The sequence below is a fragment of the [Phormidium] sp. LEGE 05292 genome (assembly GCF_015207735.1).
Lineage (GTDB): Bacteria > Cyanobacteriota > Cyanobacteriia > Cyanobacteriales > Aerosakkonemataceae > Floridanema.
In genome coordinates this window covers 33735-50779 of sequence record NZ_JADEWG010000004.1, presented here as the reverse complement: position 1 = coordinate 50779, position 17045 = coordinate 33735, and the positions used below count along the sequence as shown (strand labels likewise).

The 17045-nt window shown below is 39.4% G+C and carries 13 protein-coding genes; 2 read left to right on the top strand and 11 right to left on the bottom strand.

The features are described 5' to 3' along the window. Positions 1–16: 16 nt before the first annotated feature. Entirely contained in the window at positions 17–3517 is a 3501-nt protein-coding gene (locus tag IQ264_RS02640) for a filamentous hemagglutinin N-terminal domain-containing protein (protein WP_193978316.1), read from the bottom strand. Between the two features lie 234 nt (positions 3518–3751). Here IQ264_RS02640 and IQ264_RS02635 point away from each other — a divergent pair, with 234 nt between their 5' ends. Continuing rightward, positions 3752–4522 carry a DUF364 domain-containing protein gene (locus IQ264_RS02635; protein WP_193978314.1) on the top strand — a complete coding sequence of 257 codons (771 nt, stop codon included), beginning with the start codon at positions 3752–3754 and terminating at the stop codon, positions 4520–4522. Positions 4523–4788: 266 nt separating this feature from the next. Here the strand turns inward: IQ264_RS02635 and IQ264_RS02630 are convergent, their stop codons facing one another. The 4 genes from IQ264_RS02630 to IQ264_RS02615 form a co-directional block, all read right to left on the bottom strand. Continuing rightward, the gene (locus IQ264_RS02630) at positions 4789–6591 is read right to left on the bottom strand and encodes a SulP family inorganic anion transporter (protein WP_193978312.1); all 1803 of its coding nucleotides are present in this window, start codon (positions 6589–6591) and stop codon (positions 4789–4791) included. An 86-nt stretch (positions 6592–6677) separates the two neighbouring features. Continuing rightward, positions 6678–7088: a DUF6691 family protein gene (locus IQ264_RS02625; RefSeq protein ID WP_193978310.1), complete on the bottom strand. Its 411-nt coding sequence runs from the start codon at positions 7086–7088 to the stop codon at positions 6678–6680. 14 nt (positions 7089–7102) lie between these two features. Further along, positions 7103–7531 carry a YeeE/YedE family protein gene (locus IQ264_RS02620; RefSeq protein WP_193978351.1) on the bottom strand — a complete coding sequence of 143 codons (429 nt, stop codon included), beginning with the start codon at positions 7529–7531 and terminating at the stop codon, positions 7103–7105. A 38-nt stretch (positions 7532–7569) separates the two neighbouring features. Further along, on the bottom strand, positions 7570–8268 hold the full coding sequence (locus IQ264_RS02615) for an MBL fold metallo-hydrolase (RefSeq protein WP_193978309.1): 699 nt from the start codon (positions 8266–8268) through the stop codon (positions 7570–7572). Positions 8269–8496: 228 nt separating this feature from the next. Here IQ264_RS02615 and IQ264_RS02610 point away from each other — a divergent pair, with 228 nt between their 5' ends. Continuing rightward, a complete protein-coding gene (locus tag IQ264_RS02610; RefSeq protein ID WP_193978307.1) occupies positions 8497–9798 on the top strand; it encodes an NAD(P)/FAD-dependent oxidoreductase in 1302 nt (433 codons plus the stop codon). A 177-nt stretch (positions 9799–9975) separates the two neighbouring features. Here IQ264_RS02610 and IQ264_RS02605 read toward each other — a convergent pair whose 3' ends face one another. The 6 genes from IQ264_RS02605 to IQ264_RS02580 all read right to left on the bottom strand — a co-directional run bounded on the left by IQ264_RS02605 (position 9976) and on the right by IQ264_RS02580 (position 17018). Further along, positions 9976–10383 carry an ArsR/SmtB family transcription factor gene (locus IQ264_RS02605; RefSeq protein WP_193978305.1) on the bottom strand — a complete coding sequence of 136 codons (408 nt, stop codon included), beginning with the start codon at positions 10381–10383 and terminating at the stop codon, positions 9976–9978. Positions 10384–10493: 110 nt separating this feature from the next. Next, positions 10494–11996, bottom strand: coding sequence for an oligosaccharide flippase family protein (locus IQ264_RS02600; protein ID WP_193978303.1), 1503 nt, complete (start codon positions 11994–11996; stop codon positions 10494–10496). 64 nt (positions 11997–12060) lie between these two features. After that, positions 12061–13071: a glycosyltransferase gene (locus IQ264_RS02595; protein WP_193978301.1), complete on the bottom strand. Its 1011-nt coding sequence runs from the start codon at positions 13069–13071 to the stop codon at positions 12061–12063. A gap of 170 nt (positions 13072–13241) precedes the next feature. Continuing rightward, complete coding sequence (locus IQ264_RS02590) at positions 13242–14738, bottom strand: NAD(P)/FAD-dependent oxidoreductase (RefSeq protein WP_193978299.1); 1497 nt, start codon at positions 14736–14738, stop codon at positions 13242–13244. 148 nt (positions 14739–14886) lie between these two features. Then, positions 14887–15945, bottom strand: coding sequence for a glycosyltransferase family 2 protein (locus tag IQ264_RS02585; protein ID WP_193978297.1), 1059 nt, complete (start codon positions 15943–15945; stop codon positions 14887–14889). Between the two features lie 110 nt (positions 15946–16055). Continuing rightward, positions 16056–17018, bottom strand: coding sequence for a hypothetical protein (locus IQ264_RS02580; protein ID WP_193978295.1), 963 nt, complete (start codon positions 17016–17018; stop codon positions 16056–16058). Between the last annotated feature and the right edge of the window lie 27 nt (positions 17019–17045).

Genomic DNA, 17045 nt, shown 5'->3' with positions numbered 1-17045 from the left:
TTAATCTATTAATCTATTAATCATGGCAATATTGAGGATTAAAAATCAATTTGTGAGGTACAGCTTTTGCTGTTTGAGCAACAAGAACAACTTCACCATTAGCATTTCTCAACCATCCTTGAGCTTCCACAATTTCCGCTTTACCTTTCTCCTCTATTCGCCTACTTCTTTGTTCCCCTACTGCTTTACCTTCATCTAAATTTATTGGTCTTAAATCTACCCAAGTCACATCATTTATAATCGGTTCATTAGGGTTAGGTGGCAATCCACCTTTACCAGTAACAATAAATTCACTTTGTTCCCCTTCACGAGGACGACAAGTAGAAGCAACTAAATTAGTAGCATCAATTACTTCTACTTGCGGAACGTCAGAAGATTGCGGTTGAATATACCCTTGTATAGACAAATTACCACTAGCACTAATCACACTATTAGGAGATACAAATACTGCAACTCCGAAATTATCTATAGGTTTAATAGTAATATTACTACCACCATTAGGAGCATCTGCATCAGTTCTAATTTGGCTAGCTTCTAAAAGAACTAAAGTGCGAGTAGCAATATCGATATTACCTTGTTTAGCATCTAAGGCTGAAACAGCAGAAATTTCACTTTGATGACGCAATTGAATATCTCTACTTTGAATATTAATATTTCCACCGTCACCTTTTTCCGATGCAGCAGTCAAAAAACTTTGGTTATCTAATAGTAAACGACCTGCAACTATATTTAAATCGCCTGGATCTCCCTTTGCTTGGTTGCCAACCTTTGTCGCCACCGATCCACCATTATTTAACAACAAATTGTTGGTATTTATTGTCACGCTTCCGGCATCACCATCGCCTAAAGTACCTGCATTCAATTGAGCTCCATTACTAATAGTTAGTGAATTGCTGGTGACGCTAACACCGCCTGCTTTACCACTAGCACTTTTTTCCAGAATGCTAAAGGCTCCACTAGGATTTTCTTGATTTCCTGTACCATCAAAAAATACGCGATCGCTAGCCGTAATTTTTATGCTTCCGGCATCACCTTTTCCTAAAGTATTCGCATTCAATTGAGCGCCATTAGTAACAGAAAGTGAATTCGTAGTAATATTAATACCTCCGGCTTCACCAGTAGCATTTTCTCCTACTCCACTCCTAATTTCAGTTGAAAAACCAGCCTTAGTCTCTCCATCCAAATTGATAGTATTAGCCACAATAGTTATACTTCCGGCTTTACCATTGCCGAAAGTACTAGCATCAATGCGAGCACCATTAGTTAAAGTTAAAGCTCTAGTGGTAATCTCAATATTATTTGCTTTACCTTCAGCATTTTCACCCACATATCCAAAAGCACCTGTAGGCGTTCCATCTTTAGCTTGCCCATCAAAAGAAATACTCTCACTAGCATTAATCGTAATTCTCCCTGCTTCACCTTTACCTAAAGTACTGGCATTTAATTGAGCGCCATTTGTTAAAGTTAAAGTTTTGGTATTAATAGTAATGTCTCTGCCATTACCTGCACCACCTTCTTGTACACCGCTGATGATCGCACTATGGTATTTGCTACCCTCACCATCGAGAGAGATGTCATTAGCTTGAATGGCAATTTCTCCGGCTTTGCCTAAGCCAAAAGTCCCTGCACCGATGAGCGCACCATTGGTGATACTCAGGGAGTTGGTGCTAATACTAATATCCCCGGCTTCACCTTGAGCAATTTCTTTGACAGTGGCAAAAATTCCCGTGTAATTGTTGCTGTTTCCTGCGTTGAGGGAAAGCCGATCGCTAGCTACAATTTGAATATCTCCAGCGTTACCTTTGCCTAGTGTACTGGCATTTACTTGAGCGCCATTGCTAATAGTTAAAGATTTCGTATTAATAGTAATTCCATTTGCTTCGCCGTCAGCATTTTCACCCACATATCCAAAAGCACCTGTAGAAGTTCCATCTTTAGCTTGCCCATCAAAAGAAACACTTTCACTAGCATTTATCGTAATTCTCCCGGCTTTTCCCTTACCTAAAGTGCTGGCATTTATTTGAGCGCCATTAGTTAAAGTTAAAGTTTTGGTATTAATAGTAATCCCTCTACCATCACCTGTGCCACCTTCTTCTATACCGTTGACGATCGCACTATAATAGTTGCTCCCTTCACCATCCAGAGAGATATCATTAGCTTGAATGGCAATTGCTCCGGCTTTGCCAAAACCAAGAGTTCCAGCACCAATTATCCCACCATTGGTGATACTTAGAGAGTTGGTGGTAATACTAATATCCCCGGCTTCACCTTGAGCAGTTTTGAACACGGTAGCAAAAATTCCACTCATAGTTTTGCTGTTTTCACCATCGAGGGAAAGGCGATCGCTAATCACAATTTTAATATCTCCAGCATTACCTTTTCCTGATGTACTCGTACTAATTACAGCACCATTAGTAAGAGTTAAAGATTTCGCATTAACAGCAATTGTTTTGCTATTGCCGATCGCATTTTCTTCGACAGTGTTCTCAACGTTACTCGATGTAATTGTAATTGCATCAGTAGCATCAAGCAAAATATCTCCGGCTACACTTTCCGGCGATCCTTTTCCTGTTGCTATCCCTGCTAAAAGTACGCTTTCTCCAGAAATATCTAAGTTTCTTGCCTTAACAGTAATGCTACCACCGCCAAAACTTTGGACTCCAATTTGTGCTTGATTAATAATTGACACATCTGCACGCGCCAAATTATCAGGAAAGCTCAAACTACCATCATTATTTAATCCTATTGTTCCCTCTGTGGAAATTCCCCCTAACTCAATTGAGCCACCAGGAGCTTGTAAAATCCCACCATCTATAGTTACATTTCCGCCAAGAATTGTGAGGCTTTTTCCAGGGAGAACTTCTAAAGAAGATGAGGTATTACCTTGAATGCGAATTTCTTCCGGAGACTTGCCATATTGTAAGCCGATCGGTACATTAACACTTAGCAAAGGTGAAGATTGCAAATTATTAGCCGCAAATTCTAAGCCATCGTTGAATTTAATACTATTAGCTGTAGAAGCAAAAAATGAGCCGCCGATGTTTAATTTAGCATTTGGCCCAAACAGAATTCCATTAGGATTAAGTAAAAATAAATTAGCTGTGCCGTTCGCTCTAATTAACCCATCAATATTAGATATTGAGCTACCAGTGACTCGACTAAAAATATTTCTGATATTTAGTGCATTGTTAAAAAATGCCTCTCCTCCAGTAGGAACGGAAAATTCCCGGAAACTGTGAAACAAGTTGTTACCCGCTCTAGTTCCCCCTTCAATGATGTTAGCTTTTCCGTTAGGTGTGACAATAGTATTTACAGTAGCATCCGGGACAATCTGTGCTTGTACTTGATTTAGATTATAGGAAAAACTCAATAAGAAAAAGCAACAAGCCAATAAAATCTTTTGGCGATCGATTTTTAAGATTTTTGGTTCTTGATTAGTTCGCCAAATCAGGAAAATAATAGTAATTAAGAATAAACGATTTGTAGGATAAGATGATTCAGTAGAGTAAGGTTCCATAATTTAACAGCTTGGATTAATATTAAAATCATAATTTTTCACGACTGAGATTAATTTCAATTTATAAAACTTATACTCAGTTTTTGCTTTGCTTTTAAATTATTAGAGAAATGTAACAAAAATGAATTAAATCTAAACACTTTTCCCTTTGTGCAATAGGGTGTAAAGTGTAAAGAATCTTTACCTGAAGCGGAAAGAGATGGAAAAAAGTTTGATGATTTTTGGTTATTTTCTATGAAGATACATCCACGAGAAATTTATAACTTGTTGTTGGAATCAAGTCAGACAACCGCGCTTGTAGAGGAGATTATTATCGGGTTAACTTGGACTTTTTGCCGCGCCAATGGCATAGGATTATGTATGAGTCCGGGTCAAGCGACTCGCACATTGCCTTGGTCGGGGACATTGGTAAATCAAGCGATCGCAAATTTAGCTCCTTGGCTGTACTCTTGGGACAGTTATCAAGCTACCATTGCTATGGCAGCGATTAATGCGGTAATTAATACAAATTCGCCGCTTTTGGAGAAAGCAGAGCCACTTTCACCTAAAAATTCGGCAAATCTCGCTGTTTTTGAACATTTTTTGCCCTTAATTCGGGGAAAACAAGTAGTTGTGATTGGACGCTACCCCGGACTATCGCAGTATGAACAGGATACAGAAATCTCGGTTATCGAACGTCAACCAAGCGGTCAAGATTTTCCCGACCCCGCTTGCGAGTATCTTTTACCGGAAGCAGATTGGGTGTTTTTGACAGCAACATCGATCGTTAATAAGACTTTTCCCCGTTTAGTAGAGTTATCACAAAATGCCAAATTAGTATTAATGGGCCCGACTGTTCCTTGGTTGCCAGAATTAGCAGATATGGGAATTGATTATTTAGCAGGTGTAGCGGTAACAAATGCAGAAGCATTACGACAAACGATCGCCGAAGGTGGAGGTACCAGAATTTTTGATACAGGTGTGGAATATCGCGTTCTCGAATTAGTTAATAATGCCAGTTGCTAGTGATTAATTCTTTCCGGTTCCCCCGTGATGTTAATAGCGAAGCTTCCGCTGGTTCCCCCCTTGTTAAGGGGGGCGGAGGGGGGATCTTACGCTGTGATTACTAGGTTTTGATCCCCCCAACCCCCCTTAACAAGGGGGGCTAAGAAAGAGCAGACTTGTAACTAGCAACTTGAGTTAATATCATGTCTGCTTGATTACGCATAATGTAGAGACGTTATATATAACGTCTCTACATTATTAGTTAAGAATAATATGGCAGAAGAATGCTATATTTCCCAGTCTCCAGTTCTGGTGTCTAATGTTTTCATTGCTCGATCGGTAGTGAGAAAAATATGGTCTTTGCCTAACTGCTCTACAAATCCAACTGTTAGCAACTTATCCATTACTGGGCCTTTGACTTCAGACATATAAAACTCGATTCCTCTGGTTTTTAAGTCAGCAATTAACCCTTTTAATGTTTCCAAGGCACTGCCATCAATTGAATTAACAGCACTACAAACTAGTAATAAATTTTTGACTTCGGGGCGATCGGTTACTGTTTTAAGCACGTAATCTTCGAGATATTTAGTGTTAACGAAGTAAAGACTAGCGTCAACCCGAACGGCTAATACATGAGGGCAAGTTTTCACATTATACCGTAGAACATTGCGAAAATGCTCAGTGTCTCCTACTCTACCGACGACAGCAATATGAGGTTTACTGGTGCGCCATAAATGCAAGACAATTGATACAGCAGCACCTACCAAAATGCCTTTTTCTACACTAGTGATTAAGACGGCAAAAAATGCGGTTAACCATGCGATCGCATCTCCGCGATTATAAACCCACAAGCGTTTCAGCGTTCCAAAATCTAAAAGACTCGAAACCGCCATCACAATAATTGCTGCTAAACAAGCTTGGGGTAAGTAATAAAACAACGGCGTAAGAAACATTACAGTTAATGCAATGATGACCGCTGTAATAATAGAAGCCAAGGGAGTATTAGCATTAGCAGAGAAGTTTACACTCGATCGACTTACACCTCCAGTAACGGGATATCCTCCTGTTAGAGATGCACTAATATTCGCAGCACCCAAAGCAATGAATTCTTGGTTAGCATCAACTTTTTGTCGTCGTTTACTTGCCAAAAACTTACCAACTGAATAAGCTTCCATGAAACCTACAAAGCTAATAGCAAAAGCGGCTGGTACTAATGTAGAAATAGAATTTATATCCAAATTAGGGAAACTCAAAGAAGGTAAACCTTGGGGAATATTACCGACAACTTTCACTCCAGCAGTTTGCTCCAAGTGCAACAACCAAACTAACAGTGAACCGATAATTACTATCAGGAGAGGCGCACTTTTAGTAATTGGTATAATTGTTGATTCATGCCATCCTCTTTTTTTGAGTTGTTTACCCAAAATTTTCGGTAAATAAACTAAGACTAAAATGCTAGTTACACCTAAAGTGAATGTCACCCAGTTGATTGCACTAATTCCTTGGATTAAATAACCTAGCAACTGAATAAAGGATTCTGTCTGGGGAATTTTTAGTCCGAGTAAGTGTTTAACTTGACTAAAAGCAATGATAATTGCTGCTGCACTAATAAAACCGGAAATGACTGCTTGACTGAGGAAATTTACCAGGAATCCTAAACGAAATACTCCTAAAATGATGTCAATTACACCAATCATTAGTGCTAACAACAATGCTAACCCTAAATATACTTTTAAATATTCAGGAGTATTTTCAGTAGCTAGGGTAGCAGCTAAGGGAGCAATTGCTGCACCAGTCATCAGCGAATCTAATGCTACAGGAGCAACGGAAATTAAACGACTAGTGCCAAGAAACGCATAAACAATTGGCGGTGCAATACTTGCATATAAACCTATTTCCGGTGGTAAACCTGCTAATAAAGCATAAGCCATTGCTTGCGGAACTAGCACGCTACCAACAATAATTCCGGCGGTTATATCACCAGCTAAATGTTGTTTTTGATAGTGTAAACCCCAATCTAAAATTGGAAAAAATCGGCTCCATTTTTCTAGCCAGGGTTGGGTTTGCGATCGTTCTATTTGCATCATCATTTTTTTATCAAACCTGCAATTAAATTAAGGGGATTGGGTACTGGGAAAGATTGTTTTTCATTCTTATTACCAAATTCAGAAATACCTTATTTTGGGTACCATTTATAAGCCAATGAACCGACAATAAAGGCAATCATAAACAGAATTGGATTCCAAATTCCTAATACTAAAGCTGTAATTCCAGGGCCAGGACAATATCCGGCGATTCCCCAACCAATCCCGAAAATAATAGCACCAATAATTAAAGGTTTATCAATATCTTTCTTAGTTGGTAAATGAAAATCGTTAGCTAATATTGGTTGGGAACGAGACAGAATAAATCGAAAGGCAATTACTGTTACAGTTACGGCTCCACCTAATACAAATAACAATGTTGGGTCCCAAACACCTGTTACATCGAGAAAGCCTAGTACGCGATCGCGATCGATCATTTGTGATAATCCTAGACCTAAACCAAACAGCAATCCTGAAAGTAAAATTGTCAATTGTTCTTTCATCTTTTTACTTTATATCAAAAACTTAATCGCAGCACATGACGCACAATAAAAACTGTGACAATAGCGGTAGTTAGAAATGTCAAAACCGCCACTAAAGAACGAATTGATAATCTACCTAATCCACAGACTCCATGACCACTAGTGCAACCGCTACCCATTCTGGTACCAAAGCCAACGAGTAAACCACCAATTATCATTGCTAAAGGCGCAAATGTAGATTTGGGAGTGGGTTGAGGCGCTAATACATATTCGTAAAAGATACCACCTAACAACATTCCCAAGATAAATATCCAACGCCAATTCTCTTGTTTGCTAAAAGTAATTGCACCATTAATCATGCCACTAATTCCGGCAATTCGTCCGTTAAATGCCAGCAAGAGAGTGGCGCTACTCCCAATAAGTACGCCACCAAATAGGGCAGTTAACCAATTAAAGTCTGCCATGATTTTTGTTAAATCTAAAATTTTTTGATTGCTTAATTTTACACCATTGCGGGAACACTTCCGCATTTTTGATTTGCTGGTACAGCTTCCGCAATTTTCTTGGGATCGGGAAGGTTAAGGTTGTTCATTTGTTCAATAAAACTTGCCCGATCTTTACCAACAAATCTGGGATTGTATTTCTTTTCTTCGCCAATGGTAGAAATACTATGTCCTCTGTAGTCGTGACCAGGATAAACTAATGTTTCGTCGGGGAGAGTAAATAATTTTTGAGTTACATGATCGTACATTAAACCTGGGTCGCCACTTTGAAAATCTGTGCGTCCACAACCACGAATAAATAGCGAATCTCCGGTGAGCAAGATATTTTGATTTACTAAGTATGAGTTATGACTATCGGTGTGTCCTAAAGTCGCGATCGCCTTAATTTCAATATCACCTACTTTTAATACTTCTCCATCTTTAATAAAGCGATTTGCACAAGCAGCTTGTGCATTTTCTGGTACAATTCCTTCACAATTTGTCAGTTCCCGCAGTTTACCTGTTCCGGTAATATGGTCAGCGTGAATGTGCGTTTCCAAACAATGACGCAAGGTGAGTCCTAATTCTTGAATTAACTTTAAGTCGCGTTCTACTTGTTCAATTACTGGATCGACTAAAACTGCTTCTTTAGTCTTTTCGTCAGCAATTAAATAAGTATAAGTACTAGTTTCATTGTCATACAATTGGCGAAATAGCATATTTCTAGCTCCTGTGGGAAAATTTCAGCTTTTGAACCTAGAGAAAAAAGTTGTATAGCAACTTGTATTGTGGCTTGTAACTTATATTGTCATATAGTAATATAGTTTTTGTGCCTTGGCAAGAGCAATAAAAAATAATTGCTTCTCGGTTAAGTATATTTACTCAACCTGTCCCAGCCCTTTCTTTGTTCAGCAATTAGTAAAACTTCTCACACGAAAAATTTAAACATGGTAATTCACGCGCCAGCCTCGTCCACCAACCCCAGTATCATCAACACAGTTCACCACCAAATTGTAGTTATTGGCGGTGGTGCTGCTGGAATTACGGTAACTTCTTTACTTTTGAAAAGGAACAGATCCTTAGATATTGCGATCGTCGATCCATCAGATAAGCATTATTACCAACCTGGTTGGACACTTACAGGAGGAGGAGTATTTAAAATTGAGGATACAGTGAGAAATCAACAAGATGTTATTCCCAAAGGAAGCACTTGGATTAAAGATCGAGTTGTTAAATTAGATCCCGATCGCAATGTGATTATTACTCAAGGAGGAATTCAAATTGAGTATGATTATCTGATAGTTTGTCCGGGAATTCAGATTGATTGGCATTTAATTAAAGGACTGAAAGAAGCGATCGGTAAAAACGGGGTTACTAGTAACTATTCTTCTCGTTATGCACCATATACTTGGGAATTAATCCGTAATTTTTCCGGTGGAAATGCTTTATTTACCGTTCCCAATACTCCGATTAAATGTGGAGGCGCACCGCAAAAAGTTATGTACATGGCGGATGACGCTTTTCGCAGCAAATCAGGAGTACGTCAGCGCACAAACGTCAAGTTTCTAACACCTGGAAATAGAATGTTTGCTGTACCAGAATATGCGGCACTGTTAGATAAGGTCATCAAAAAAAGAGAAATAGAAGTAAAGTTTCGTCATAATCTCAAAGAAATTAAAGCAGAAATCAAAGCAGCAGTTTTCGACATTTATGATGATAACGGCAATATTATCGACGAAGTTATCTACAATTACGATATGATTCATGTCACTCCCCCCCAAAGCGCACCTGACTTTATTAAACAAAGTTTTTTAGCCGCACCAGATAATGTTTATGGCTGGGTAGACGTAGATAAATATACACTACAGCACAATCAATATTCCAATGTGTTTAGTTTAGGAGATGCTTCTTCTTTACCAACTTCTAAAACCGCAGCATCTGCGCGTAATCAAGCAGTAGTTGTAGCAGAAAATCTATTAGCTTTTATCGGGGAGAAACCATTAACGCACAACTATGATGGCTACACTTGCTGTCCTGTAATTACTGGTTATAACCGCACAATTATGGCAGAATTTGATGGTTATAATGCCAAAATTGTTTCTAGTTTCCCTTTAAATCCTGCTAAGGAACGTTGGATTATGTGGAAGATGAAGACAACTGCTTTACCTTGGATTTATTGGCATCGAATGCTGAAAGGAGAAAGATTTGAAGGCGATTATATTAAATTTATGCACTGGAAGAAGGACTAAAGTCCTCACAACTAACTAGCTGTAGGGTGCGTTAGCGCAGCGTAACGCACCGTTTCCCCAATTAATAAGGGTAAAGATTTTTCAGAAACCTTTACCCTTTCTATGTTTTCTGCTGATTAATTAGTTTCATTTTTTATCGATCGCAGACGCAAGAATCCACTCTAAACCTAGATTAATCTAAGCAATTCCTTGGAGAATTTTTAGCTGTTGTAATTGCTCGTTTTGCTTCTCAAATTTAGATAATAAAGAATCACAAACTAAGTCGCATAGTTCAAACAGGAAAGGATTAGCAATTTGGTAATAAACACTTACTCCTACCTGGGTACGAGTGACAATTCCCGCTTGTGCTAACAACTTCAAATGTTTGGAAACATTTGCTTGTCCTAAACCAGTTGCTTCCATAATTTGGGTAACATTTTTTTCCCCTGATTTGAGACAGCAGACTATCTGTAATCGACTGACTTCCGACAGCACCTTGAAAAAGTCAGCTACATAAGCCAAGGTAACAGGAGAAAGCTTAGAGATTTGGCAATCTTCGGTTGGTTGTGTCAATGTTGGTGACTTATCCAAGGATTGTTTCGGCATAAAATCTGTAATTGAGTCTAGAACTACAATTTATAGTATTACTACTTTATCATATAACCAAACAAGTTAGTCTCATCACGATCGATAATTAGTGATTTTCAACAATTTTCTTAGCTAATCTTTTGAGAGCCGATTCTCTGGGCAATTCGTAATAGGTATAATCTCACAGAGGCAATTTCGCGGGCGCTAAATTCCCTTAACACTAGCATACTTAGTATAATTAACAACCCCAAAATCAAAAGCTTGAAAATCAGCAACCAACCCGGAGTTTCCCAAATACTTGCTAATCCATAAACTAACCCACAGATGAGTAAACTACGTCCAAAAGAGAGGAAGGAAGGGAAAATTTTCCAGAGATAGTAGACAGCTAAGATTGTTGCTAATGCACCTAAACTAGACACAGTAATTGTAACTATTGCTGCTCCTAATGAGCCAAATTTGGGAATCATCCATAAGTTAAAAGCGATCGCTAATGGTACCATTGGGCCAGTGAGTGCGATCGTCCAATTCGGTTTACTTGCAGCAGTGAGAATAGCAGTTGTAATCGAAATCATTGCCATTGCTATTGCGGCAAAAATTAATATAGAAAATATCGGTGCAGCAGGTAAAAACGTAGCACTGAAAAGTAGTTTAATAATTTCGGAAGATGCACCAGCAGCTAAGCCTGCGAATGGTAATAATAACAACACTAAGCGCATAGCATTTTTGCTAATTTCTTTTGCTTTTTTTAACTCTTTTTCCCGCAAAAGACGGGTAAGAGTTGATAGAAGTAAAGGTACAAATGCCAGGGTAAATACAGCAGGAATTAGAGAAAGATTTTCTGCTGTTCCGTAATAACCTGCGTCAGCTGCGGTTCCTCCTAACAACTTCAACATAAATAAATCGAGTTTGTCATAAAGGCGCAAACAGATAGCTAATAAAAATAGAGGTATTGCATAACCCCAGAGTTTCTGCATTGGGAAAGTCGATCGCTTTAACATCGGTGGACGCACATACAACCGACAGACAAAAAGCTCAATTAACGCCGAAATCAAACTCCCAATAATTGCCCCCCAAATTGATAAACCTGCTGCAACTAAAGCAATGGTTAATATCATTTTGGTCAGCCAACGAGTAGCAGTTGCGATCGCCCTTTCTGAATACTTACCCAAACCAACTAAAACACTACGATGCACATAAGTAACACAAAAAATCGGCACTTCAAACATGAACAATCGCAAGTAATTATTCATGTGGGGTTCACCTAAAGCATTTGCCACCGTATCGGCAATAAACCACAGAATAACAGAAACAGAAAGACCCAAAAAAAGATGTAATTGCAACACCGTAGTTGCCACAGGTTGCCAATCTTCAACTTCTCCAATAAACTTAATTGTAGTGCGTGTAAAAGCCGAAGTAATACTCCAACCAATCCAAGAAACTAAAGTAGTTGCTAACAAAAACAAACCGTAACTGTCTGGCCCTAACTGGCGGGTTAAAAAAGCCGCTGTTAAAAGTCCAGTAGGCAACAATAACGCCTCTGCCAGAAAAACCTGAATTGTTCCCGTTGCCAAACGACCAGACGACCCAGAATTTTTAGCAGACTCAGGGACACTAGACAAATTCCTATCCATAAACTCTCTCTTCTCTTCCTCTGTGTCCTCTGCGTCTGGAGCGGTTTCATAAATTCCCAATCTCTCAAGAATGTTCCCAATTAACTTCGACTTTGCCTTCTTTGGAAAGGAAATAGTTAGGTTTGAAATAACTAATTGCTAACCCAACAAAATACAGTAACAGAGAACTTAAAGCGATGAAAATAGCGATCGGTAAATTCAACAAATAGCGTGGGTTTTCGATCGCCACATCAATCAACCTTTTTCCCGCTATCATAACCTTATATAATCCCAATGCCAAGCTGATAAATAAATCTAAGATTGGCTGAAAAATTGTTTTCTTTTCTGTTCGTTTTAAGCGATAAATTTGCAAAGCATCATATCCATATAACAAGAATCGCCAAACAAAGTGTGCTTTACCATTAGGTGCAGCATGAGAAGCGCGGGATTTTGGTTGTTTCCAAATTGTTTCCCCTTGCTTAATCAAATAATTAGCGTGAATTACACAATTGCCTCGACAAACAGGTAGATTTAAGGGAATCGGATATTTTAAAAGAAATGAACGACGGAAAGCCACATTATTACAGAAATAATATTGGGTTTTTTCCAAGTTGTTGCTGTGAGAAAAGCGGGGGAAAATGTAGGTTAGTGCGATCGCCAATCCGTAAGCACCTCTAGCTGAAGTTGTAGTTTCACCTGCCACCACATTAACATTATTATCCTCAGCAAAAGGTGCGAGCAAATTACGTAACCAATTTTGCTGATAAATACAATCAGAATCAGCTAAAACAATTACATCTCCAGTGGTTAACGAAACACCTGTCATTTTGGCAGCATAGTAATCAACATCTGCTGTAATCCGACGCATACTTAACCAAGGATATTTGTTAGTAAGTTGTTCCATCATTTCTTGAGGAACATCTCCACTTTCCAAAATCAAAACTTCTTTGGCTAATTCAGGAGATATATCTTGAGAGGCGATCGAATCCAAAGAAAGATATAATCCTTCGAGTTCTGCACTCGCTAAGTTTTCCGTTTCTACAATAATTGAGAAACTTGGTAATTTGGCTTTTTCAGAAACTTCTATTTGTGACATAACCTCGGATTTTTTACCACAGATGTCCACAGATAAACAAAGATGCACACAGATGAATTATTGAGTTTTGCCAGAGACATAATGACGACCGGGATGAAAAAGTTTCTTTCCCGATCGCCAGTCCCCAGGCTTCGACGTGAGCGATCAGCCGAACGTACCCAATCCCCAGTCTACTGAATCGCAGCTTTTGGACGATCGCTATTTGAAGAACGAAACACTGATGACAGTTTTGTAGCACTTTTTTGATCTTCAACAGTGAATTCTTCATGATAAGAACGCTCTGTATTAACTGTCCAAAGGTCGTGATTTTCGCCAAACAAATTGCGTACAGCTAACATCGCCGTTAACATCGAATGATCTTGATTGTTGTAGCGGTGCATTCCGTTGCGTCCAACTGTTTGCAGGTTGTCAAAAGCTTCTAAATAATCTTGAATCACCTGTAAATGTTGGCGATATTCAGCATCATAAACTGGATAAGCTTTGCGCTGACGAATCACCACTCCATCTTCTACATCTCCAGGTTTTACACCGATTTTGAGTGCGATCGCTTCTTGGCTTGCCAGTTTAATCAAATCTGCATCTGACATTTGCCACAATTCTTCGCCAACACTGCAAAAATATTCCATTCCTAAACAAGTTTTGCTAGGATCTGGAACCATAGCTGGACTCCAATTTTTGAAGTTTTGAATCCGACCAACTTTGAATTCTGGACTGTGAACATAAATCCAATTATCGGGAAACAATTTTTCTCGATTAATAATCAGCGACACAATGAGAAAATCCCGATATTTGAGGCTTTGTGCTGCTTGCAAAACTTCTTTTGGTGGTAAGGGATCGAGACAGCGCAGCAATGCAGACACAGGCATAGTCGAAATAAAGTTATTGGCGTTTAATTCCAAAGTGCGATCGCCCTGACGCGCAATCACTCGCTTAATTCGCATTCCCACTCGTTCAATCCGAGTTACGCTTGTATTTAAATGAACTGGAATTCCGTGAGTTTCCAACTTTTCTTGGCAGCGTTCCCACATCATTCCTGGGCCTAAAATCGGATAATCAAATTCTTTGATTAAACTTTTAGCATTTTGAGAGCCAAATAAAGCATTAATTACTGCACCTTTCAGCGACATTCCTTGAATGCGTTGTGCTGCCCAATCTGCCCGAATTTTACTACAAGGAATTCCCCAAACTTTTTCCGTATAAGTTTTAAAGAACATTCGATATAAACGTTCTCCAAAACGTTCTGTTACCCATTCTTCAAAAGTTTCTGCTTCCTGCCCAGGATTTAGTTTAACTTTGAGTCTTGCTTGGAGATAACTCATTAAAATCAAGGCACTGGGCGCAACTCCCAAATTAGATAAAGTATTTATTAAAGACAAGGGATAATTGTAGAACTTTCCCTGATAATAAATGCGTGACATTCGAGGAACTTTAATAAATTCTTTGCCCAAAATTTCCTGCCAGAAATGTTGGACTTCATCGACTTTGGTGAAAAATCGATGTCCACCAATATCAAAACGATAACCTTTGTAAGTTTCTGTACGGGAGATGCCACCAACTTTATCTGCTTGTTCGAGAACGATCGAGCGAGTACCTCGCTTCATCAACTCGTAAGCTGCCGTCAAGCCAGCAGGCCCAGCACCAATAACTATAACGGGACTATGTTCCACTGCTCACTCCACAATTAAACTGCTTAAGACAGCGATTAAACCACAAAAAAGGAACTTCGTAACGCAATAACAGGCAATGCTTCCAGCTATTGTATTGATTCTTTTGGCCGTTCCCTGCTTTTGCTTTTCAGTTCCTTTCCTCCTGAATTTAATGTATTTTCAGCCTATGGTACAGGTGATAGCGAATTGTGCCAATCACAAATGCTAATCCTCCATAAAAGAAATACAACCAATGCCAGGGAATTACCCCAAATGTGAATAGTATGCCTCGTTTTTGCAGAAAAAAACGATACACAGGTAAATTGAGTAGCAACAAGGCAAGACTAACTCCTAGACCAACTAAGCACAAGATTGACCACCACCAGCCCCCCATCAGGCAAATTACCAGCAAGTAAGTCAAAATTAAACTCAGACGGCTGGAGTTCTTTAAATTCAGGTCATTGGAGAATTGTCGATCGCGCCAAAGCAACTCTGTCCAAGGAATCGCCCGGTAAAAAATCTCTGCCCGGAGTAAAGAGACAACTCGCCAATCCTTCAAATGTTTTACCTGAACAGTTTTATCGAGCTTAATTCTACAGCCAGCCTGTTTCAACCGATACCCTAACTCAATGTCTTCCACCGAGGGGTAGCGATAGCGTTCATCAAATCCCCCCACCGCCCAAAATGCGTCCCGTCGCACCGCGCCACAAGCACCCCAAAAGGTCGATGCTTCCTCAGACGAAGTTTGATGGGTGTAGTGATGAAATAGGTTTTTGTATTGGGAGAGAAAGTTAGATGCGCCAGGGCTATCATCATAAGAGCCAATTAAGGCATCGAGATTGGGAGAATGGGAAAATGCTGTGATTAAGCGATCGATCGTCTCTACCGTCAGCGTGACATCGGCATCAATAAAAAATAAAATATCCCCTCGAGCAACTTCCGCCCCTTTGTTTCTAGCACGGGCAGGGCCACCAGGAGCAGGAAAAGTAATCACCTTAGCACCCAACTCTGCGGCTAACTTTCCCGAATCATCTGTTGAGCCATCATCAATTACGATAATCTCGGATAATTTCTCCGCTACTTTACTCACACTCTGCAAACATTGACGAAAGTTTTCCCCGCCATTAAGCACAGGAACAATTAGAGAAATTGTGAGCGTAGATTTGGCTAAATCGCTGGAATCAGAAAAAATTTTATTGCTGAACTTCTTCTCTGGAAAAGATGGCATAGTTAAGTTGCAGGTGTTTTAGTTTTAGCGATCGTTCTTTGAAGAAAAGGAAAAAAGGGGTTAGTCAGACGTAATTTTAAGAACTTTAATATCTGACCACCCTACAAAACCTAATTAAATCTAGCTAACAATTCCTCGCGAGACAAATTGGATAATTGCAACAACAAAGCAGTTGAATCTGTCAGAGGTAAAGCCAACAAAGGTTCAATAATCGCCGTTAGTTCCTCATCCAATTCTCCAAATTTCGCCCTCAACAAATTTTCCACAAAAATTCGCTGTCCCTGGTGAACACCTTGCCCAATACCTTGCTCAATACCCCGCTCAATACCCCGCTCAATACCTTGCTCAATACCTTGCTCAATACCTTGCTGAGTAGCTTCAGCTAAACGTTGTTCGTAAAGTGGTGACAACCGCATAATTAAATCTTCCTCCTCTGGTGCTAAATTTTGGCTTACTTCTAATATAGTCTTGAGGTTACTTAATAACTCCAACACCACAATTCGCAAAGGGTCATTTTCTGGAAGGATTGCTAATTCATCAATTGCTTGTTGCTGCACTCTCCCTTTGCCTAAAAGTCGTAACCAAAGTGTTTCCGGGGTTGGCGGTAATTGGTGAATCACCACAATTCCCGTTTTCAAATGTGCCGGAAGAAAATAAACTCCGCTGCCCCAGTTATCTACATCAAGTGTAGCGGCAAAACCTGCCAAAAGCGACTCTGATGCTGTGGGAGAAATTATCCAAAGTGATGGTAAATCTGTTTCTTCTACACGGGTATTATTTCGTCTTGCTTGACGTTCTAAAAAAGCAAAAACATCAAACAATTTGCCCATACAGCTACGAACATCACCCAAGTTGATAGCATTGCGGTAAGGTTCAAAAATCGCTGCGGTTGTCGCCAAGCGTCCTAGCAATCCCAATTCTGTTGCATTGACAACTTCCGCCCTTGGTGCAAACCAAACATCAATTTCTCGAACTTCACCAGCAATATTACGACTTGTTTCTACTTCTCCTAATGGTGATAACAATTCTTTGAGATAGTCTTTAGCAAATTGGTCGTAAGGAAATACAGTCATTCAATTTGGGATTTTAGATTGCAGAAT